19 protein-coding genes are annotated in these 19511 nt (G+C 40.6%); 14 read left to right on the top strand and 5 right to left on the bottom strand.

The annotated features are described in order from the left end of the window. Nucleotides 1-19 precede the first annotated feature (19 nt). From ACFW0C_RS09230 to ACFW0C_RS09220, 3 genes are all read left to right on the top strand, one after another. Entirely contained in the window at nucleotides 20-1372 is a 1353-nt protein-coding gene (locus tag ACFW0C_RS09230; RefSeq protein WP_338191938.1) for an ABC transporter substrate-binding protein, read from the top strand. Between the two features lie 146 nt (nucleotides 1373-1518). Further along, nucleotides 1519-2814 (top strand): MBL fold metallo-hydrolase, encoded by a 1296-nt coding sequence (locus ACFW0C_RS09225; RefSeq protein WP_338191937.1) that lies wholly within the window; start codon nucleotides 1519-1521, stop codon nucleotides 2812-2814. Nucleotides 2815-2836: 22 nt separating this feature from the next. Then, nucleotides 2837-4414 carry a bifunctional UDP-sugar hydrolase/5'-nucleotidase gene (locus tag ACFW0C_RS09220; protein ID WP_338191936.1) on the top strand — a complete coding sequence of 526 codons (1578 nt, stop codon included), beginning with the start codon at nucleotides 2837-2839 and terminating at the stop codon, nucleotides 4412-4414. Between the two features lie 360 nt (nucleotides 4415-4774). Here ACFW0C_RS09220 and ACFW0C_RS09215 read toward each other — a convergent pair whose 3' ends face one another. From ACFW0C_RS09215 to ACFW0C_RS09205, 3 genes are all read right to left on the bottom strand, one after another. Next, nucleotides 4775-5914, bottom strand: coding sequence for a peptidylprolyl isomerase (locus ACFW0C_RS09215; protein ID WP_338192389.1), 1140 nt, complete (start codon nucleotides 5912-5914; stop codon nucleotides 4775-4777). A 115-nt stretch (nucleotides 5915-6029) separates the two neighbouring features. Beyond that, nucleotides 6030-6392, bottom strand: coding sequence for a YtxH domain-containing protein (locus tag ACFW0C_RS09210; protein WP_313552176.1), 363 nt, complete (start codon nucleotides 6390-6392; stop codon nucleotides 6030-6032). A gap of 1 nt (nucleotide 6393) precedes the next feature. Next, a complete protein-coding gene (locus ACFW0C_RS09205; protein WP_313552177.1) occupies nucleotides 6394-6828 on the bottom strand; it encodes an HIT family protein in 435 nt (144 codons plus the stop codon). A 215-nt stretch (nucleotides 6829-7043) separates the two neighbouring features. On the opposite strand from ACFW0C_RS09205, the gene ACFW0C_RS09200 reads away from it, so the two are divergent. The 4 genes from ACFW0C_RS09200 to trmB all read left to right on the top strand — a co-directional run bounded on the left by ACFW0C_RS09200 (nucleotide 7044) and on the right by trmB (nucleotide 10912). Beyond that, the gene (locus tag ACFW0C_RS09200) at nucleotides 7044-7790 is read left to right on the top strand and encodes an ABC transporter ATP-binding protein (RefSeq protein ID WP_313552179.1); all 747 of its coding nucleotides are present in this window, start codon (nucleotides 7044-7046) and stop codon (nucleotides 7788-7790) included. Continuing rightward, nucleotides 7777-9024, top strand: a complete 1248-nt coding sequence (locus ACFW0C_RS09195; protein WP_378106917.1) for an ABC transporter permease — start codon at nucleotides 7777-7779, stop codon at nucleotides 9022-9024. Before ACFW0C_RS09200 ends, ACFW0C_RS09195 begins: the two co-directional genes overlap by 14 nt. Before the next feature lie 145 nt (nucleotides 9025-9169). Next, nucleotides 9170-9982 carry a phosphotransferase family protein gene (locus ACFW0C_RS09190; protein WP_378106916.1) on the top strand — a complete coding sequence of 271 codons (813 nt, stop codon included), beginning with the start codon at nucleotides 9170-9172 and terminating at the stop codon, nucleotides 9980-9982. 288 nt (nucleotides 9983-10270) lie between these two features. Further along, complete coding sequence (gene trmB, locus ACFW0C_RS09185; protein ID WP_378106915.1) at nucleotides 10271-10912, top strand: tRNA (guanosine(46)-N7)-methyltransferase TrmB; 642 nt, start codon at nucleotides 10271-10273, stop codon at nucleotides 10910-10912. Between the two features lie 47 nt (nucleotides 10913-10959). Here the strand turns inward: trmB and ACFW0C_RS09180 are convergent, their stop codons facing one another. Continuing rightward, on the bottom strand, nucleotides 10960-11310 hold the full coding sequence (locus ACFW0C_RS09180; RefSeq protein ID WP_378106914.1) for a hypothetical protein: 351 nt from the start codon (nucleotides 11308-11310) through the stop codon (nucleotides 10960-10962). Nucleotides 11311-11707: 397 nt separating this feature from the next. On the opposite strand from ACFW0C_RS09180, the gene ytpR reads away from it, so the two are divergent. The 5 genes from ytpR (at nucleotide 11708) to ACFW0C_RS09155 (ending at nucleotide 16674) form a co-directional block, all read left to right on the top strand. Then, nucleotides 11708-12343 (top strand): YtpR family tRNA-binding protein, encoded by a 636-nt coding sequence (gene ytpR / locus ACFW0C_RS09175; RefSeq protein ID WP_378106913.1) that lies wholly within the window; start codon nucleotides 11708-11710, stop codon nucleotides 12341-12343. Between the two features lie 58 nt (nucleotides 12344-12401). Next, nucleotides 12402-13268: a hypothetical protein gene (locus ACFW0C_RS09170; protein ID WP_378106912.1), complete on the top strand. Its 867-nt coding sequence runs from the start codon at nucleotides 12402-12404 to the stop codon at nucleotides 13266-13268. Further along, nucleotides 13261-14604 (top strand): UDP-N-acetylmuramate--L-alanine ligase, encoded by a 1344-nt coding sequence (gene murC, locus ACFW0C_RS09165; protein WP_378106911.1) that lies wholly within the window; start codon nucleotides 13261-13263, stop codon nucleotides 14602-14604. The genes ACFW0C_RS09170 and murC overlap by 8 nt, the downstream gene beginning before the upstream one ends. Before the next feature lie 81 nt (nucleotides 14605-14685). Next, on the top strand, nucleotides 14686-15675 hold the full coding sequence (locus tag ACFW0C_RS09160; RefSeq protein WP_378106910.1) for a magnesium transporter CorA family protein: 990 nt from the start codon (nucleotides 14686-14688) through the stop codon (nucleotides 15673-15675). A 96-nt stretch (nucleotides 15676-15771) separates the two neighbouring features. Next, nucleotides 15772-16674 (top strand): UTP--glucose-1-phosphate uridylyltransferase, encoded by a 903-nt coding sequence (locus tag ACFW0C_RS09155; protein WP_378106909.1) that lies wholly within the window; start codon nucleotides 15772-15774, stop codon nucleotides 16672-16674. A gap of 56 nt (nucleotides 16675-16730) precedes the next feature. Here the strand turns inward: ACFW0C_RS09155 and ACFW0C_RS09150 are convergent, their stop codons facing one another. Then, entirely contained in the window at nucleotides 16731-18041 is a 1311-nt protein-coding gene (locus ACFW0C_RS09150; protein WP_378106908.1) for an alkaline phosphatase, read from the bottom strand. A gap of 134 nt (nucleotides 18042-18175) precedes the next feature. Between ACFW0C_RS09150 and ACFW0C_RS09145 the strand changes: the two genes are divergently transcribed. Continuing rightward, nucleotides 18176-19183 carry a nucleoid-associated protein gene (locus ACFW0C_RS09145; RefSeq protein ID WP_378106907.1) on the top strand — a complete coding sequence of 336 codons (1008 nt, stop codon included), beginning with the start codon at nucleotides 18176-18178 and terminating at the stop codon, nucleotides 19181-19183. Between the two features lie 49 nt (nucleotides 19184-19232). Beyond that, nucleotides 19233-19415, top strand: a complete 183-nt coding sequence (locus ACFW0C_RS09140) for a hypothetical protein (protein ID WP_003141595.1) — start codon at nucleotides 19233-19235, stop codon at nucleotides 19413-19415. Nucleotides 19416-19511 lie beyond the last annotated feature (96 nt).

Raw genomic sequence — 19511 nt, 5'->3', positions numbered from 1 at the left:
ATAAGGAGAGAAGAAAATAATGAAATTAGAAGTGAAATGGTTAAAAGCGGGATTGGGATTATTGTCTGCAAGTTTATTCTTAGTAGCATGTGGCAACGGTGGTTCAAGTGAGTCAGGGTCAAGTTCAACATCTGTCGACGCGTCTTCATCAGAAACATCTTCATCAAGTGCTGACGGGGAAAAAGTTGAGTTAACTTTCTGGCATGCTATGACTGGGCCACAAGGGGACGCGTTAACAAGATTAGTCAATGACTTTAACAAATCGCAAGACAAATATACCGTAGTAGAACAAAATCAAGGTGACTACAATACTTTGGCACAATCTGTGACGGCAGCAGCAGTTTCAGGTGATTTACCAACCATGTCTCAATTAACAGCAACTGATGTGGTGGAATATGCCTCAAATGACTTATTATTACCAATTTTAGATAACTTATTAGCGGCTAACGACTTTACCCAAGAAGATATCGACGATGTTTATGAAGGATTCTGGGGATCAACGCAATATAATGGTGAGCGTTATGCGATGCCATTCTCAAAATCAACGCGTGTCATGTACTACAACCAAGACTTATTAGATGAGTACGGAGTTGAGGTGCCAGAAACTTGGGAAGATGTGACTGCCCTTGGTGAATTAATGGTTGAAGCAGGCGACGATGCCTACGCTATGGGCTTTGAAAACGGCTTTGAAATGGAATGGGAAACAATGGCCCGCCAAAACGGATCAGACTTTATCGACGCTGAAGCGGGTACTGCTTCTGTTAATGATGAAGCGGCAGTTGAAGCTTTAACCATCATTAAAGATGCTTTAGACAATGGCTATGCACGTACTGCCGGTGAAGATGGTTACATGTCAACACCTTTTGCAAACGGCGCAACAGCCTTATATATTGGTTCTTCAGCAGGTTTGGGCTTTGTTGAAGAAGGGGCCGCTGAATCAGGTATCAACTGGGCGGTAGCAGAAATTCCAACATTAAATGACACAGAATTAACCTTGTTTGCAGGGAATGATTTAGGGCTATTCGCTGACGCTTCTGAAGAAGAGCAAGCAGGATTTGTTGCTTTTACAAAATTCCTACTAGAACCTGAGAATACAGCCTTCTGGTCAATGGAAACAGGTTACCTACCAGTTCGTCAATCAGCATTAGAAGATGAAACATACGCAAGTTACTTAGAAGAAAATCCACAATACCAAGCGGCAACAGAAGAACTTTCATACGGTACTTCATCAGAAACTTTCGTTGGCTACGGAGAATTCCGCAACCAAGTGGTCGCGGCAATGGAAGAAATCGCTGTAAATGGTGCCGACCCACAAGAAGTCTTGGATAACTTGCAAGCAGAAGTAGAAAGCATCTTAGCAGACAACCAATAATGGTTGATCTGGACCACAAGTCATTCAGATGCCACATTTTCTAAATATACAGGTAAATAAAAGCCTAATGCATAGAAGAGGACTGCGTTTTATTCAAACCTTCCTCTCTTGGCATCGGCTCTTACATTTTAAGAAAGGAGACCGGTATGACAACATTTCAAATTTGGAGTGGCATTGAAACAATCGGTGGCAATATCGTGGAAATCAGTACCCAACAAGCTAGAGTCATTTGTGATTTTGGCTTAACCGGCGAGGCCAATAAAGACCAACCACTAGAGAATTTAACTGCCTTAGAAAGTACCTTGGTAGAAGGGAAATTGCCACAAATTCCAGGTTTATTTGATACCAGCGATTTTCAAACTATCCAGCTAGCTGGTGTTGAAAGCCAAGAATTGACGCAAGCGATTTTCATCTCCCATCTCCACATCGACCATATGGGCGGGTTAAAATTCCTGCCAGCTGAGGTTGAAGTTTACTTGACCAAAGATTCGCTCACCCTATATGAAGCATTGATTGAGGTAGGCGACGAAGTGGCGCCAGTAGCCAAATTACATGGGATTGACTACGGGGAATTAGTGACGATTGGGGACATTCAACTCTTTTTCCAGGAGTCAGACCACGATATCAAAGGAATTGCGAGCATTTTTATCCAAACGCCTGAAGCTAAATTTGTCCATACGGGCGACTTTCGTTTGACGGGCTACCATCCTGAAAAAGTCGACCAGTTAGTAGAGGCTATCAATCAGTTTGAACCGGATTATGTCTTTATTGAAGGGACCTCATTCTCTTTTGATGTGGAAGAAGACCGGATCACTTCAGAAGCTAATTTGTTGGACAATTTTAAAAAGGGTTTGACCGAATATGCCAATGATTTAATTGTCTTTAATCCTTATATGCGAAACGTCGAGCGGATCCACTATTTTAATCAAGCAGCAAAGGCAATGGGTCGACAAATGGTCCTTGAACCAACTTATGCCAATGTCTACCAGGCCTTTTACCCGGATGCGGATTTTCTGATATTGTCCGAAGATAGGTCAAATGGTGTGGGTTATAGTCTGGAAAATAGACCGAGATACATCAACTTAAAATTACTGAAAAAAGACCCAGAATTGTATCTATTACAAAATGCTTTTGAAAATATTTCAATCTTGGCAGACTTAAAGCCAGCGATTTACCTGCATACAAATGGGGAACCAATTGGGGAATATATGCCAGCTTATAGCCGAATGATTGCTTATTTAAAAAGTATAGACATCCCCTTCGTGTCATTTGGGGTCAGTGGTCACGCTAGCCAGACGGATTTACTCAATATCGCCAATCGAATTCGGACCCAAAATATTATTCCTTGGCATACATTCAAACCGCATTACTATGGTAAACTAATAGCAAACTTAGGATTACATGTTGTATATCCGAAATATAAGAAAAGCTATATAGTTTGAGGGGGAAATTCTAATCAAACAGGTGACAATTTTTCAAACGAGCGATATTCACGGGTATATCTATCCCACAAGTTATTTGACTAGAGGTGAAAACCAGCCATTTGGCCTGTTAAAGGTTTATGAAAACTACTTGCGGGAGAAAGACCTCTTGGCTGATAAAAGTAGTTTGCTCATTTCTACAGGAGATATCATTCAAGGATCGCCACTAACCCATTACCTACAAAAGCACCGCCATTCAGCAGCAACAATTGTAGAAAATATGAATCGGATGGGTTATGACATGGGAGTGCCGGGAAACCATGAATTCAATTACGGACAAGAATACCTGTTGAATTCATATCGAAAAGCACAATTTCCCATTCTATGCGCCAATATTATAGATGACACTGACCAACCATTTTTCGGTCAACCCTATAAAATATTCGAACGCATGGGCATTAAGATTGCTGTTTTGGGCCTAACCACGCAATACATTCCTCACTGGGAGCATCCTGCACACATCACTGGCCTGCAGTTTAGGTCAGCTGTCGAAACGGCCAAAGAATATGTGCCTATGTTAAGAAGTATGGCTGACGTAGTCGTTGTCGCTTACCACGGAGGCTTTGAGTGTGACCTAGACACCCTTGAACCAGTAGAACAAGGCGCCGGGGAAAATGAGGGCTACGCCTTAACTCATGAAGTGCCAGGGATTGATGTCTTATTAACTGGCCACCAGCACAATGAAATCGCCCGCGTCGTGAACGGTGTAGCAGTTGTCATGCCAGGGGACAAAGGCCGCCATCTTGGTAAAGTAACATTAGACTTAAACCAATACAATGGCGATGACCACTGGACCTTAGTAGATGCAGTGCCTGAATTAATAAGCTCGACCGTGGACACACCAATTCAAAAAGAAGCCGCTGCAAGATTGGCGGACTTACAAGCAGAAATAGAAAATTGGTTGGACCAACCTGTGGGGACCATTCAAGGGGACATGAAGATTGACAATGTGGATATGGCCCGCATCCATGACCACCCATACGTCGAATTTGTCCACCGGGTACAAAACTATTACGGGCAAACAGAAATATCAGCGGCAGCCTTATTTAATAATGATGCCAAGGGCTTTCCAAACGAAGTAACCGTCCGTGACGTACTCAATAATTACCCATTCCCTAACACCTTAGCCGTGGTTAAAATCACCGGAGCAGAATTGAAAGCAGCTATCGAGCAATCAGCAGAATTTTTCATTTTGAATGAAGACCAAGAAATCGTCATGTCTAAGGATTGGCTATATCCCAAACCAAAAGCCTATAATTACGACATGTATGAAGGGATTGACTACATCATTGATGTATCAAAACCCATTGGTCAACGGGTAACCAAATTAAACTACCACGGGCAACCATTGGATTTAGAAGCTGAATTTGAAGTGACCCTCAACCAGTATCGAGCTGTTGGTGGTGGTGACTATCACATGTTTGATTCATCAAAAATTGTCCGTGAAGTCAACCTGGAGATGAATCAATTAATCTCTCGCTACTTTGAAACACACAAAGAAATCAAAGCTACTTGTAACAACAATTTCCAAGTGGTGAACGGCAATAATTGTCCAGCATAGTAAGAACGGAATACCTCAGTTAAGGGGTATTCCGTTTTTTATTATGCCAGCTAAAATTATGCGAATTAAACCTCAATGTGATATTGAGCATTTAGATAGATGAAACACTAAAGAAAGCATAACATGATGGTTAATGGGCTTTACGTATTGAGTCCAGACTTATTCGACGCAGATTAAACACCAGCAACCCTTACAGAAATTCAGTCCCGTATTGATTAATTTTTAAGTCAATGACAGATAAAACGGAATCCGAGGCTTATATAAGTCACAAATAATATCAAAATACAATTCCTAGATCAATCACATCAAAAAAGCCCATCCGCAACCGGCTGGGCTTTCCATTTAGGTATGTCAGTTAGCTTATTCAGCTGAAGATGATGCTTCGCTTGAAGCTGCTTCTGATGATTCAGAAGATTCAGTTGAAGAAGACTCTGTTGATGATTCCTCTGTGCTAGATTCTTCTGAAGTTGATTCTTCGCTAGAAGATTCAGTAGATTCAGATGATTCTTCACTTGAAGCTGCAGATTCGCTAGCAGCTGATTCACTTGCTGCGGCAGCTGACTCAGATTCAGCATCTAATGATTCTTGTTCTTCTTCAGTGATAATCACGTCATCTAGGGCAGTCTTCAAGTCATCGTCTTTAATATCGATGTTGTGGGCTGTCATGATGTCAGAAACGATACCAGCAACTAAAGTAGAATCAGTTAATTTTTCAGAAATAATAGATTCTTTCAGTTGTTCAGTTTCGTCTTCTAGAGAACCTTTTTCAGGTTTTTCATCCATCTTGATGATGTGGAAACCGTAGTCAGTTTCAACTGGTGTAGTTGTGTACTCGCCTTCAGATAGTTCTTCTGCTGCAGCGTAGAATGTTTCATCTAACCCAGAATCAGCATTTACTTCACCTAATGAACCACCGTTTTCAGCAGATGCTGTATCTGTTGAGTTTTCTTTCGCTAATTCAGCGAAGTCAGCACCATCATCTAATTGGGCAATCAAGTCTTTAGCAGTTTCTTCATCATCCACTAAGATGTGTGAAACAGTGAATGAAGGTGTGTATTCATCGTAGGCTGTTTGAATTTCTTCGTCAGTAACCTCGATGTATTTAGATACAGATTCACTCATTAATTTGTAGTAGTAAACTTGGTGTTCGTAGTCTTCACGGTCTGAGAAACCAGAAGATGCTAATACAGTATTGAATTGATCTTCTCCGCCATAATTAGCGATTAGCGTTTCAACTTCAGTAGTTGCTTCTTCTTTTAATTCTTTAGCTCGGTCATCGCCGACTTCGTTTACGAATACTTCTTCCATAATTAATTTTTGCAATACGGTGTTACCGTATGTTGATTTTAATTCGGCTTGTAATTCTTCGTTGGTTACTTCAACACCATCACCAGTTGCAACGGCGCTTGAACCATCACTTGAGCCAGTTGAGCACGCTGCTAGAGCAACAGTACTTAATAAGGCAATTGAAGTAAGTTTGAATTTCTTACTAATCATCATTTTCTCGATTCACTCCTGTCAAATCTTGTAATACAAGTCTTAATATAGCATACCAAAAATGCTATACACAATGATTCAGAAGATTAATCAAGAAATCTTCATATTTAAAACATCTTTAAGAATCAGCATTTTCCTCGTTAGCACGGATGTCAGCGGCGGATAAGTCATTTTGTAGTTTTGCCACTTGTTTTTGAATTTCTGAAATTTGTGGGGCAGTTGATTGGTTGAAATCATTGATGGCTAAAGTGATTTCATCACGGGCAACTTTGGCAGAAGATAAGCCTTGTTGGGCTAAGTCTGTAACTGCATTTTGTGCTTGGGCGATTGAGCCAGTTAGATCATTGGCTGCATAAGTGACATCGTCTAAATAGTTTTTCAAACGTTCTCTATTTTCAGTGCCTGAGTGTGGTGTCTTTAATAAGGCATAGCCTGCACCAGCAACGGCACCAAATAGAATACCAGTAATAAATTTTTTCATATTATCCCTCGATTTGTTGGTTGATTGTGTTGGCAATGTGGTTTAAGTCTTCATCAGCGTATGTGCCTTCTTGGGCTGGTTCCCATTTTAGACCAAAGCCGTCATTTTCCCCGTTGTATCTAGGGATTAAGTGGACGTGTGAATGGAAAACAGATTGGTAGGCCATCTCGCCATTGTTGTTTAAAATATTTAAACCTTGCATATCTGGGAAAGCATCTTTTAATGCGTTGGCAACTAATGGGATGCGTTTGAAGACTGCGCCAGCGTCATTTGATGAGTAGCCGAAAATGTCTTGGATGTGTTTTTTAGGTACCAGTAAGGTATGGCCTTTTGTGACTTGGCTCATATCTAGGAAGGCTATCACCACTTCGTCTTCGTAGACTTTGTTTGTGGGGATTTCACCGTTTGCAATTTTACAGAAGATACAATTATCCATGAATAGTCCTCGCTTTCAATATTGGGTTAACTTTGGCCGGGTTAATTCATCGCATTTACTCGAAAATAATGTTAAATTAAAGGCTATAATTGTATTAATTTTAACATAAATGATGGGAAGGGAACAATTTCAGTGCTATGCTAGAGTTGAAATGATTTCTTTATCATTAAACTTAAATGCTAGATTAAATCGAGATCAATAAAAGGATGAACAAAATGACATTAACAGTTAAAGGACTTACAGGTGGCTACTCTAGTCAGCCTGTACTAAAAGATATGAATTTTGAAATTGCATCAGGTGAGATTGTTGGCTTGATTGGGCTAAATGGTGCGGGTAAATCAACTACCATTAAACATATTATCGGCCTGATGCGAGCGATGAAGGGGGAGATTGCCATTGACGGTCATCAGTTAACCGATGACGCCAATGCCTATCGCCAATCCTTCACTTATATTCCGGAAATGCCCGTACTATATGAATCATTGACTTTGAGAGAGCATATTGAATTAACTGGGATGGCCTACGGTTTAGGGCAGGCAGAAGCACTAAGAAATGCCCAACCTTTACTAGAAACCTTTCGTTTAGATAAACGGTTAGATTGGCTGCCGATTCATTTTTCAAAAGGGATGAAGCAAAAGGTGATGATTGTCTGTGCCTTCCTAGTGGAGACATCTTTATATGTAGTGGATGAACCATTTCTTGGGTTAGATCCACTGGCTATCCATGATTTTATCGATACTTTGAAGGCCAAACGTGATGCGGGTGCGTCAGTATTAATGACCACTCATGTCTTAGCAACAGCTGAACAGTATTGTGACCGATTCTTATTCTTGGCGAATGGTGAGTTAGTGGCGTCAGGTAGTTTGGATGAAATCCGAGCACAATATCAAATGCCAGGCGCTACTTTAGATGACCTATATCTACGCTTAGCGAAGGGGGCAGATGACCATGCGTCTGCTTGACACTTACCAAAAACGGCGGCAAGAAGGGCAAGATTTATTTCTAAGGAATGCCAAATATATTTTTAATGATCATGCCGTAATCGTCCTCTTCTTCCTATTTGGAGCTTTGGCTTACCAATATTCCAACTGGCTGTCAGGCTTGTCGCAGGGATTGGTCGGGGTTTGGGTCCACGTGATTTGGGCGGTTCTGATGACGGTTGGGGTTTTTATTACCGGTGTGGCTTCACATATTGTGGCGGCAGACTTGGTCTTTCTCTTACCTATGGAGTCGAAATTTACGGACTGGTTTCGCTCAGCCTTGAACCATTCATTACTGTTACCGAGTGCCATTATCATCATGATGGTAGCTGCTTCTTATCCACTGCTGATGGCTATGGTAGGCTATTCGATCTTTGAATTGATTGTCTTGACCGTAATTTTGATTTGCTTTAAGACAGCCCACTTAAATATTATTTTAGAAAGCTGGCGTTATACCAGCAGCCGGGTGATTAAAATTCATAAGGCAGTCTTGTATCTAGTGGTTTTTGTCACGGTATTATTGGCTTCCTTTGTGACCCCATATCTGTGTTTAGGTGTAGCCCTATTGTATTTAATCGCCATTTATTTTACCGGTATTCGTCCTTTTTCAGACGGGAAAAGGGGTTGGCACTGGGATAAGATTGTTGCGGTGGAACAAGACCGCCAGCAGCAAATTAAACGAGGATTGGCCTTATTTGTGAATATGCCACAAGATGCTGTTTCTAGTAAACGACGCAAGTATTTGGATAGCTTTATTAAAGTGATCAACCGCGGGGACAATCCTTACGCTTATTTATACAGTCGTGCCTTTTGGCGAGCAAGTGATTATTACCCGCTGTGGGGCCGGATGACTTTAGTAGGGGTTTTATATTTGGTCTTTGTAACCAATAGTCACTGGTTGAATTTAGTGGTGATTTTACTGATTCAATATTTCAGTCATTTCCAAATTTTACCTATGGCTAAGAAAATGAACCAACATGTCTTATTACAGGTTTATCCAATGGATCAAAGTTTACAGGTGACTGGCTTTAAACAGATGATGGCTCAACCAATTTGTACGCAAATTGTACTATTTGCTGTAACGAGTTTGCTTACCCACGACTGGATTTTTGCCGGTGCGGTGCTACTTTCTACCATTATACTAGGCCTATTCTTCCTTTATCTCTACTTACCACGTTTTATCCACAAGAAAGAAAAAAGGGTTAGAATACGTTAAGTCTGTTGACTAAGTCCTGTTTTCCAACTAAAATAACTAGTACTCAAGAAAAAAGGAGTAAGCATCTCAAGAGGGAGTCGCTGCTCACTTTTTTCTTTTATACAGTAAGTTGACACTACTTGGGCAAAAGAGAGGAGGACTGGTTTTGGAATACAAATTTGATCGCGAATGGATTCTCGAACCCATTGGAGGGGATACTGGTCAAGCCTATGTTGGCTATAATGATGCCAACGATGAACGTGTATTTTTAAAACGTAATTCTTCACCCTTATTAACCATCTTGTCGATGGAAGGATTTGCGCCCAAGTTGAAATGGACCAAGCGTGAGTCTAGCGGAGACATTATGACGGCCCAAGATTGGGTATCTGGTAATGTCTTGTCGCATTTTGAAGTGGCCCAATTGCCGGTAGTCAAATTGATGTACCGCTACCACCATTCGGATAATTTATATAACATGCTCGTTAAAATTGACGGCGAGGTTTACGAGCCGGCCCGCTTTTTACAGGATTATGAAAGTGATTTGGCAAAAGAATTGCATCATCATCACTTATTAGCCGATGTGACTGCTTGCCTATGGGACACTCGTCATTTGGTTGAAGGGGTCCGCAAGACGGTGTGTCACGGGGACTTGAACCGCCGGAACTTTATACGAGCTGAGGACAATCAGTTATATCTAGTGGACTGGGAAATGGTAAAAATCGCTGATCCTATTCTAGACATTAGTCAATTGTTGGTGCAATATGTTGATTTTAAAAATTGGGATGCCTGGTTTGATTTATATGGCTTGCGCATTACATATGATATCTATCAACGTATCGAATGGTATTCGATGTTGAATCTCTTGAATATGATCAAAAAAGACTTCAGCGAAAATCGGATGATTGCCATGAACCAAAAAATTTTAAAATTAAAACATATCTACAATAACCGTTACTTACAACAAGTAGGGGAAATGTAAGGAAGGTGTCACAAAAGTCGGTAAGACTAGATGCTTCTAACGCATTTAGGAGCGTAAATGCTAAAGCGTAAACTCTCCCATAAGTTGGGCCAAAACCGGGTTCGAGCCTCAAAAAGCCAACCAATTACTGCAAGTATTGGCGTATTTTGGGAAGTGTCGGAAGCGTTTGACTTTCAAAACCTGATATTATGACCGTTATTGGTCAAAAAAAGGGGATGTGCAGTTCATGTCACGTCTCTTTTTTCTTGGAACGAAATCAATTATAAAACAAATCATTAGGAGGATATTATGCGCGTAAGAAATAAACCGTGGGCAAAGGACGCCATGGCAGAACATAGAGAATATGTCATTTTAGAACCGGAAACAATGCAGGGGAAATGGCAAGCTGAATTTAAAAACGACCATCCTGTTCATTTAGAAGTGGGAACTGGTAAGGGGCAATTCATTATTGAGATGGCCCGCCGTAATCCAGACGTGAACTTTATTGGTCTTGAGTTACAAGATTCAGTATTAGTGATGGCGATGGAGAAAGCTTTGGAAGGTGAATTGTTACCTAACTTACGCTTTATTTTAGGGAATGCCCTTGAACTATCTTCATATTTTGAAGAGGGTGAGGTAGCCAAGTTATTCCTAAACTTCTCTGATCCGTGGCCAAAAGCCCGTCATGCGAAACGTCGTTTGACTTTCAAAACCTTCTTGGACCAATATAAACATGTTTTGCAAACAGATGGTTTTCTGCAATTCAAAACGGATAACCAAGGATTATTTGAATATTCACTGACTTCAATGTCACAGTATGGCATGGATTTCTTAGAAATTTCATTGAACTTGCATGAGTCGGCTATTGAAGGCAATGTGCAAACAGAGTACGAAGAAAAATTCTCAGCCCGTGGTTTTAGAATTAACTATATGTTGGCTAAATTTAAATAAAAAAATGAGGGACTGTGACTTCAATTGCCACAGTCCCTCAATTATGCTTACAGCTTATAAAAATCTAGAAAGTTCCCGGTTTTTGGATCTGCCATAAATTCGTATTGAACTAATTCATTGTCTTCTGTACGAGAGATCCCGCCGTAGAAGACTTCTTGTTTCTGCCCAAAGCGTTCTGCTTCAATGGGTTGTAATTCTATCCAAGACCCTTCGATGGTACCTGGGTCGGTGAATAGCGCTTTGGCTTTTTGTAGGACGTCATTGCCATCTACTTTTTTAGAATGGTCGGCTACTAATGCGCCCACAACACCACCGATAACTAGTCCGCATCCAAATAAGAAACCTGCTAGTAGGATGTCGTCACGTTTTGTTGGTTGTTGATCGTATTGATTAGACATATAATCGCTCCTTTGTTGTCTGAAGGTTGAATAAGTGAATCTATTTCGATAAGTGATCATGAATATATTATAACAATCATGGCTGGCAAAATATAGTTTTACCTATTCACAATAGTTTGGCGTATAAAGTGGCTTTATTTTGTGAAGTTATTTTAAATGATGGCGGAACCATTTATGCCATGGCGGGAAAGCTTGGCTGTCGGGGGAAATGGGTATTTTTCATATCCTATTATTATTTGCACTTTTATGACTATGAGTATATAATCTAGTAGAATAATTATACGTTTTAATAGGACATTACCAGTCTAGTTGATGACTAGGCTTTTTTATTGGTTTATGTCGTAAGTTTTACTTAATTTTATTTTAAAAAAGAAACATGAAGGGGATTTTAACGAGTATGTGGATTAGTATATATAATCGAGATGGCGTCGGTGACGTTATCATGTTTTCCAAAGGTACATTAACGAGAGATCGTATTGCGACTTCAACGGTTGGAGATGTGACCCGTATTTTCAATAATGAAACGAAAGAAACAATGGGTTACAACATCCAAAATATTTCTAAGATGATTCAAATTGAAGGAAAGGGACGTGTTCATTTAAGTCAAACACAATTAGACTTAATCAACCAATCCTTATATGAACAAGGTTTTGAAACGATTCCTTTCAATGATAATCCGCGTTTAGTCGTGGCTGAGGTTTTAGAAGTGAAGGATCTAGAAGGTTCTGACCACTTGCATATTACGCAAACCAAAATTAGTCCAGATGAGGTTGTTCAAATTGTTTGTGGTGCGCCAAATGTCCGAGAAGGGATGTTTGTTGTGGCGGCCTTACCAGGTGCTGTAATGCCAAATGGTCAAGTGATTTGGGAAGGTGAACTGCGTGGCGTTTCAAGCTATGGCATGTTAACTTCTGCATTTGAATTAGGTGTCGACCCTGAACATGTACGAAAAGGTATCCTTGAAATTAAAAATGACGTGCCAGTTGGGACTTCATTTGATAAAATTAATAGTGAACATTTCGTTGAAGCTTAGCAGGTATTATATGGTCTGATTAGGCAAAATATACTTGTAATGTGTTGGGGGTGAGTAGTTGAGTCGAGACCATGACAAACTGAGACATTCTAAGGATAAATGGCAGCGATTTGAAGAGAAGTCCGTAAATCAGCTTGAACAATTTGTCCCATTTTACCATAAGGAGAATGATTCTTTGTTACACGAGAAAAATGACAATCCAATTACTTTCCCCAATTACATGAACTGGTATAACCAGGGGGAGGACCAATCTTCTGGAAGGCAAATGCCGCCTAAAAAGACCTATCAAAGAGAGGGTCAAGGAAACGACCGTCAGCAGATGAACTATTATCTAGGGGATAAAGATCATCGTCACCGCTACCAACCCTCATATGGGCATTTTAACTACGCCAACAATGAGGAACGGGACACCACAAAACCAGTTGAAGATCCAGGGGTGCAAGAGGTCTTTAAAGCGGTCAATGTGGATGACAAGCGCCAGCAAAAATTGGACCGTTTACGTCAAGAGTTGCAGGAATATCAAGATTACCAATTCCGCAGACCTTTTCAACCCAATGATTTGCCGACAGATTGGACCAGTAATCGTCAAGATGCCAAGGCTGCTCGGTCATCCAAACGCAGCCATTTTCATTTTGAAGAAGCGGTTTCTCAACCTAATGGATTCCAAGAAAAACGGCAAGCAACACCGGTTACTGAAACCTCGTCTAGAAGAGCCACTGTGCCTAAGCGAGGGCATTTAAATCGTGGTCTGCAGAGTATTATGGCGGATGAACCAGAAGTAAGCTTTAACCAGCCCGGAAGACAAGCTAAGTCGGGACATTATTCCTATTTTCCAGGCCAGGACAAGCCGTCATCAACCCCCTATTTAAAGAACAAACAAGCGCAATCTAATCGAGGAAATGGAGATTTTAACGAGCATGAATAAAGAATTAACGTATCACTTCACAGGGATCAAAGGATCAGGTATGAGTGCCTTAGCCTTAATCTTGCATAATATGGGCTATAAGGTTCAGGGTTCAGACCAAGAAACTTACTTCTTTACCCAACGAGGTCTAGAGAAAGCTGGTATTGAATTACTACCATTTAACGCTGACAACATCCAAGAAGGTATGTTTATCATTTGCGGCAACGCTTTTGGCGATGACCATCCTGAAGTGGTCCGTGCGAAAGAATTAGGTCTTGACGTGATGCGCTACCATTTCTTCCTTGGTGAATTAATCAAAGATTACACTAGTGTAGCGATTACTGGTTCTCACGGCAAAACATCGACCACTGGTTTGATGGCGCATGTGATGCGTGGTTTACACCCAACAAACTTCCTAATCGGTGATGGTACTGGCGCGGGTCAAGAAGACGCTGAATATTTTGTATTAGAAGCGGACGAATACCGTAAACATTTCTTAGCATACCACCCAGACTACGCGATTTTTACGAATATCGATTTTGACCACCCCGACTACTACGAAAATATTGACCAAGTATTTGCAGCGAATACGACTTTTGCTCACCAAGTGAAGAAAAAAGTCATTGCATACGGAGGCGATGCTTATTTACGTCAATTTGCTGATCAATCTGACTTAGATGTTTGGTACTACGGTCTTGAAGGTGGCGACAACCATATTGTGGCTTCAAATGTTGATCTAGCTACTGATGGGTCTCATTTTGATGTACATGTATTGGGTGAATTCTATGGTCATTTTGATGTTCCAACATTCGGGGAACACAATGTAATGAACGCCTTGTCTGTGATTGGTTTCTGCTACTTCGAAAACTTCCCGGCAGACCGTGTTGCGGAAGAATTACGTACTTTCGGTGGTGTTAAACGCCGTTTCTCTGAGAAGAAAATTGGCGATATGACTTTAATCGATGACTATGCGCACCATCCATCAGAAATTAAAGCGACGATTAATGCTGCCCGTCAAAAATACCCGAACAAGCGGATTGTTTCTGTCTTCCAACCACATACATTCAGCCGTACTATCGCTTTAATGGACGAATTTGCGGGTGCTTTGGACTTGTCAGATGACGTATACTTATGCGAAATTTTCGCTTCTGCGCGTGAGAAAGACAACAAGCAAGTGTCTGTTTCTGACCTAGCTAACAAGGTAACAAAACCTGTTCAAGTATTACCATTGGAAAATGTATCACCATTATTAGACTATGATAATGCAGTCATGATCTTTATGGGGGCTGGCGATATCATGAAGTTCGCTTACGCTTATGAAGACCTATTGGCAGACAGCCAATCAACTATCCACTAGAATAAAAGTATTGAAAGGTCAGCTTTGTGCTGGCCTTTTTGCGAAGAGAAGGCGTTGTATTAGCATTGGGAGGCGGATTAGATGGTTTACCGAAAAGTGATTCAGTTTGACCAGGAGGACCGATTTCAAGATGACTTGGCCAATAAAGTCAAGCAACTAACCTGGTTGCATTATGAAAATCCGGATAAGGGGGAAGTGCGGCAGGTGCTTGAAGACTACCACTTGCCAGTCCACTTCGGGGAGTATGTTTATGACCAGTTTGAAACGTCATGGATTGAGTATTACCGAAATGATGACGGGGACCTATTTACCTATATCATTATCCAGTATCCCTATGGTCATGAGGTAATTAGCGAGAATACCTATCATACAGCCCCGCTAGTGATTGTCATGGGGCAGGATTTGGTGATCACTTTCATGAACCATACCAATATGCCTTTTATGTTAGATATCCAGCGGTTAAATTTACCTTGTGACTTACCGATGACCTCTGCTTACGCCTTTGTCATGTACATGTTTTATGAGGTGGCTCAGGCCCATATCGATGCGGTAACCAATATGCATGGCTTGATCAAACAAGCTGAGGAGGAGGCCCGTCATTCTACTAAAAACAACGTGTCCTACGCTTTAATTAACGTCAATAAGGGGCTGGTATACTTATCTACCGCGGTCCATAATAACGCCAAGACTTTGAGCCGGATTAACCAATACTTTAACCAATACTTTAACCAATTAGAAAAGGACACCCGCTACCACGAACGAGTCCTCAATAGGGTACAAATCGAGATGAACCAGGCAGAAACCATGATTGAGAATGACATGGCGGTCATTAATAAATTGAACGATATGCTGTCGAATGTTATTTCAAATAACTTGAACGATGTTATGAAAAGGCTAACGGTTATTACCATTATTATGACCGTTCCGACGATTACAGCAGGACTTTGGGGGATGAACGTGGCTTTACCACTTGAAGATAATGTCCATGGTTTTTCCATTATTTTAGTCGGTTCGATTATCTTGTCAGTTATTATTTACTTTATTATTGATCGGATAAATTTGTTTAAATGATGGCTCGGATTATAATTTTTTGAAAAATAACCGTTTACCTTCCTAGTTGAAAGTAAATTATGCTAAGATAAAGACAATATAATCAAGGAGGCTATTATGGCTAAACAACAGATTAAAAAAGCAGTAATTCCAGCTGGTGGTTTAGGAACGCGTTTCTTACCAGCAACTAAAGCGATGGCGAAAGAGATTATTCCAATCTTGGATAAACCGTCCATTCAGTTTATTGTTGAAGAGGCAATTGAGAGTGGTATTGAAGAGATTTTAATTATTACCGGACGTAACAAGCGTTCAGTAGAAGACCATTTTGATGCAAACTTTGATTTAGAAGACAACTTGAAGCAAAAACACAAAGATAAGTTGTTGAAGATGGTTGAAGATACGTCATTATTGAATATTCAATTCAAACGTCAGCACTATCCAAATGGGTTAGGGGACGCTATCTACCAAGCCAAATCATTTGTTGGTGACGAACCCTTTTTATTACTATTAGGAGACGACATCGTGGTGAGTGCGCCAGGTGAAAAACCATTATCAAAACAAATGATGGATTGCTACCAAGCTAATTTAGTTGATGATGCTTTATTAATTGCTGGGGCTAGTGTACCTGCCAAAGAAACTTCTTCTTACGGGATTATGACGACTTCTGGTAACGGTGAAGCAGGAATCTACAATATCGATAAGTTTGAAGAAAAACCGCAAAATGAAACCGAAGAAAAATTAGCGGCGATTGGTCGTTACATTTTACCACCAGAAATTTTCGATGCCATCGAAGCTATTCCTGAAAATGCTTTCTCAGGTGAAATAGAATTAACAGATGCCATCAACCACTTAGCTAAAGGCGACAAGTTAAAAGCCTATGACTATCAAGGTGAATGGTATGAAGTTGGCGAACCACTAGGTTTATTAAAAGCTAGCATTCAGTTCGCCTTACGTCACGAAGAAACAGCAGACGGTTTCCGTGAATACTTGAAAAATGATATTATCCCTTCGCTGAAATAATCGAACCTAAAAAGCAGTAGCGCGACTTCAATCGCGCTACTGCTTTTTTCAATATTTTAATAATTATCGTCATCTGGTGATAGGCCAGCGGCCAATATTTTCAATAGTTGGCCGGTTTCAGCATTTTCATGCCAGCCTCTAAAGTAATCAGACCCGGGTCCATAAGCATAGACATTGACGTCTTCACCCGTATGGTTACCTGTTGTCCAACCCGTATTAGAACGGCGGTCTACAATGTCTCGAATGGCTTGGGTCAAGCGGCTGACCTTTTCCTCGTACGTATAGACATATGTATGGTAGATAGACCGTAACTGGTTTTTCTCGGTAGAAGATAATTCAAATTGGATGTTACGACGAATCACTTCAACCCAGTCATTGGTTTCTTGCGTTAACTCAGCAATGTGTTGAGGAGTTGCTTTAACTTTTCGAATATAGTCAGGCAACCACGAATCGATATTATTCGCCCCCATAGTCATCCCACCTGTCGCATGGTCAGAGGTAGCAATGACAAGGGTATCTCCGTCTTGCTTGGCGAAATCGATAGCCACTTGAAAGGCACCGGCGAAATCATCAATTTCACTCATGATCCCAACCACATCCTTATGGTGGGCAGCCCAGTCAATTTGACTCCCTTCAACCATTAGGAAGAATCCTTCATCACTCGTATCCAATCGGCGTATGGCAGAATGGACCATTTCACCAAGACTAGGGGTCACATTTGACCAACGATCAATGGCCATTGGAATCCCAAATTCGGAGAATAAGCCAAGGACTTGTGGGTTATGGGAATTAAAGAGTTCATGCTTAGTATGAACGATATCATAGCCAAGATTTTCAAATTCCTGAGCTAAATTTCGGTCTGGGCGGATAAAATGTTTACGACCACCACCAAGCATGACGTCAATTTTTTGCTTGCCTTCAATGGTATCGTCTAAGTATTGGTCAGCAATATCAAAATAGTCTAAGCGGCTTTCTACATGGGCCGCGAAACCTGCAGGTGTAGCGTGGCTGATTTCAGCGGTCACGACAATGCCTGTTTTTTTATTATTCAATTTGGCAATCTCTAAAGCAGAGTCTACCCGGCTCAATTGTTTGTCTAGGCCAATCACGCCATTCATGGTTTTGGCACCAGTGGCCATGGCTGTTGAAGAGGCGGCAGAATCGGTAATCGTCGCCCAAGGGTCAAAGGAATAAGTGGACTGTTGGCCTACCAAGTATTGGTTAAAGATACTTGGGGTTCTAAAGTGACCAACATCTTGATGAAGGTATTCCCGGTAGGCTGAGGCGAGTGAAACGCTCATCCCGTCGGACACCATGAAAATAATGTTCTTCGGTTGGTGGGGAAATTGCTCATTACTAGCTACCATAATTTATGCTGCTTCCTTTCAGTAATCACATATCAAATTGAGTGTATTTTTTTCAAATTAATACCATCTTTTCTATCCTACAATCCTATTATAAGTTAAAATAGAAAGGAATGCTAAAGAAAGAGGGATACGACATGTTACGGATCGATGCCGCAGTTTTACATATCTTTGATACCAACACCAACGAAGCGGTCTTATCACAGACACTTTTAGACCATAAAGCGGAATATATGATTGATTATATTGACAAAATGATGACCAAAATCATGTACACGGCACAGCAAAAAGTAGGTAAGCTACCTGATAGAAGTCCAGCTAAGGAAATTTTAGTGGGCATGAATCAAGCAGAAAACTTCCTACATGGCACACAAAAACTGACCAACCGTTTTTTCAATTTCACAAAATTAAACCCTGATATCAAGCCAGCGGATCTACTGTGGACGGGATTCTGGCTGGACGAAGCTTATTTTATCGGCATGTTCAAGTTAAACCACAACGAATCTTACACCCACTATGTAGAGTACGACCAAGACAACTTGAAAAATGACCTGATTATCAACCGGGCCATTCTACCTAGTCCAACCCAAGCAATTGACGAAGGGTTTTTATACTGCATCGATACAGAAGAATACTTTTTAATTGAGAAGAAACACCTGATAGAAGAATACGGGGAGCGGATTAACTATCTAAGTGAAATCTTCTTGGATATCCAAACCAATCCAAGTATGAAAGAATCAGTAAATATCATCAAAAAGGCTATCGCTAAAACCGCTAAGAAATTTGGAGAAGATGACTATCAAGATCTAGCTGAGGTAAAACAAATCCTACATGACACTATTCATGAAACACAAGCGATTGATAACCAAGCGATTGCTGAAGTTATGTATGGGGACAATTTCTCTCGTAAGCAAGCTTACTTTGAGGAAACTAAAGAACAAGGGTTAGCTGATGAAACCCCTTATATGCCGGAACTTTTAGGGAACAACATGCAACGCCAAAAATTCAAGTTTGAAAACGGGATTGAATTATCTATTCCCTTAGACTTATTCAATGACCCAGAAGTGGTTGAAATCAAAAACAACCCGGATGGCACACTATCAGTCGAAATTAAAAATATCGAAAAAATCAAAAACATGTTCTAGACTACTACCATTGTCTAATTGACAGATAACATTAGAAAGGGTTACCTATATGTGGCAAAAATTCAAAGACTTAGGTTGGCGTGCCGCCCTAATCGTCTTCTTCGTGGTTTATATGATCACGATTTTAACAGTAGCAAACCCAGAACAATTCCAAACGCCGTTCCGCTTCATCTTCGCAGCAATCATCATCGTTGGTTTTGTCATGGAATTAGAAAAGAAACGCAAAAAATAAGGGCTCTACAATATATAGGACTGATGACTTCAAAAAAGTCATTGGTTCTATATTTTTTTTACAAAAAAAGAGGAATCTCCATTATCATAAAGTTAA

The sequence above is a fragment of the Aerococcus sp. NPDC058936 genome (assembly GCF_042741995.1).
In the GTDB taxonomy this organism is placed as follows: domain Bacteria; phylum Bacillota; class Bacilli; order Lactobacillales; family Aerococcaceae; genus Aerococcus.
Note: the sequence above shows the minus strand (reverse complement) of the source record. Positions and strands in the feature narration are given on the sequence as shown.

Excerpts from the sequence above, each read along its gene's own strand:
- ACFW0C_RS09180 (WP_378106914.1), bottom strand. The coding sequence starts at position 11,310 with ATGTCTAATCAATACGATCAACAACCAACAAAACGTGACGACATCCTA.
- ACFW0C_RS09140 (WP_003141595.1), top strand. The coding sequence starts at position 19,233 with ATGTGGCAAAAATTCAAAGACTTAGGTTGGCGTGCCGCCCTAATCGTC.
- ytpR (WP_378106913.1), top strand. The coding sequence starts at position 11,708 with ATGTGGATTAGTATATATAATCGAGATGGCGTCGGTGACGTTATCATG.
- trmB (WP_378106915.1), top strand. The coding sequence starts at position 10,271 with ATGCGCGTAAGAAATAAACCGTGGGCAAAGGACGCCATGGCAGAACAT.
- murC (WP_378106911.1), top strand. The coding sequence starts at position 13,261 with ATGAATAAAGAATTAACGTATCACTTCACAGGGATCAAAGGATCAGGT.
- ACFW0C_RS09230 (WP_338191938.1), top strand. The coding sequence starts at position 20 with ATGAAATTAGAAGTGAAATGGTTAAAAGCGGGATTGGGATTATTGTCT.
- ACFW0C_RS09215 (WP_338192389.1), bottom strand. The coding sequence starts at position 5,914 with ATGATGATTAGTAAGAAATTCAAACTTACTTCAATTGCCTTATTAAGT.
- ACFW0C_RS09160 (WP_378106910.1), top strand. The coding sequence starts at position 14,686 with ATGGTTTACCGAAAAGTGATTCAGTTTGACCAGGAGGACCGATTTCAA.
- ACFW0C_RS09145 (WP_378106907.1), top strand. The coding sequence starts at position 18,176 with ATGTTACGGATCGATGCCGCAGTTTTACATATCTTTGATACCAACACC.
- ACFW0C_RS09150 (WP_378106908.1), bottom strand. The coding sequence starts at position 18,041 with ATGGTAGCTAGTAATGAGCAATTTCCCCACCAACCGAAGAACATTATT.
- ACFW0C_RS09210 (WP_313552176.1), bottom strand. The coding sequence starts at position 6,392 with ATGAAAAAATTTATTACTGGTATTCTATTTGGTGCCGTTGCTGGTGCA.
- ACFW0C_RS09225 (WP_338191937.1), top strand. The coding sequence starts at position 1,519 with ATGACAACATTTCAAATTTGGAGTGGCATTGAAACAATCGGTGGCAAT.
- ACFW0C_RS09195 (WP_378106917.1), top strand. The coding sequence starts at position 7,777 with ATGCGTCTGCTTGACACTTACCAAAAACGGCGGCAAGAAGGGCAAGAT.
- ACFW0C_RS09205 (WP_313552177.1), bottom strand. The coding sequence starts at position 6,828 with ATGGATAATTGTATCTTCTGTAAAATTGCAAACGGTGAAATCCCCACA.
- ACFW0C_RS09200 (WP_313552179.1), top strand. The coding sequence starts at position 7,044 with ATGACATTAACAGTTAAAGGACTTACAGGTGGCTACTCTAGTCAGCCT.
- ACFW0C_RS09155 (WP_378106909.1), top strand. The coding sequence starts at position 15,772 with ATGGCTAAACAACAGATTAAAAAAGCAGTAATTCCAGCTGGTGGTTTA.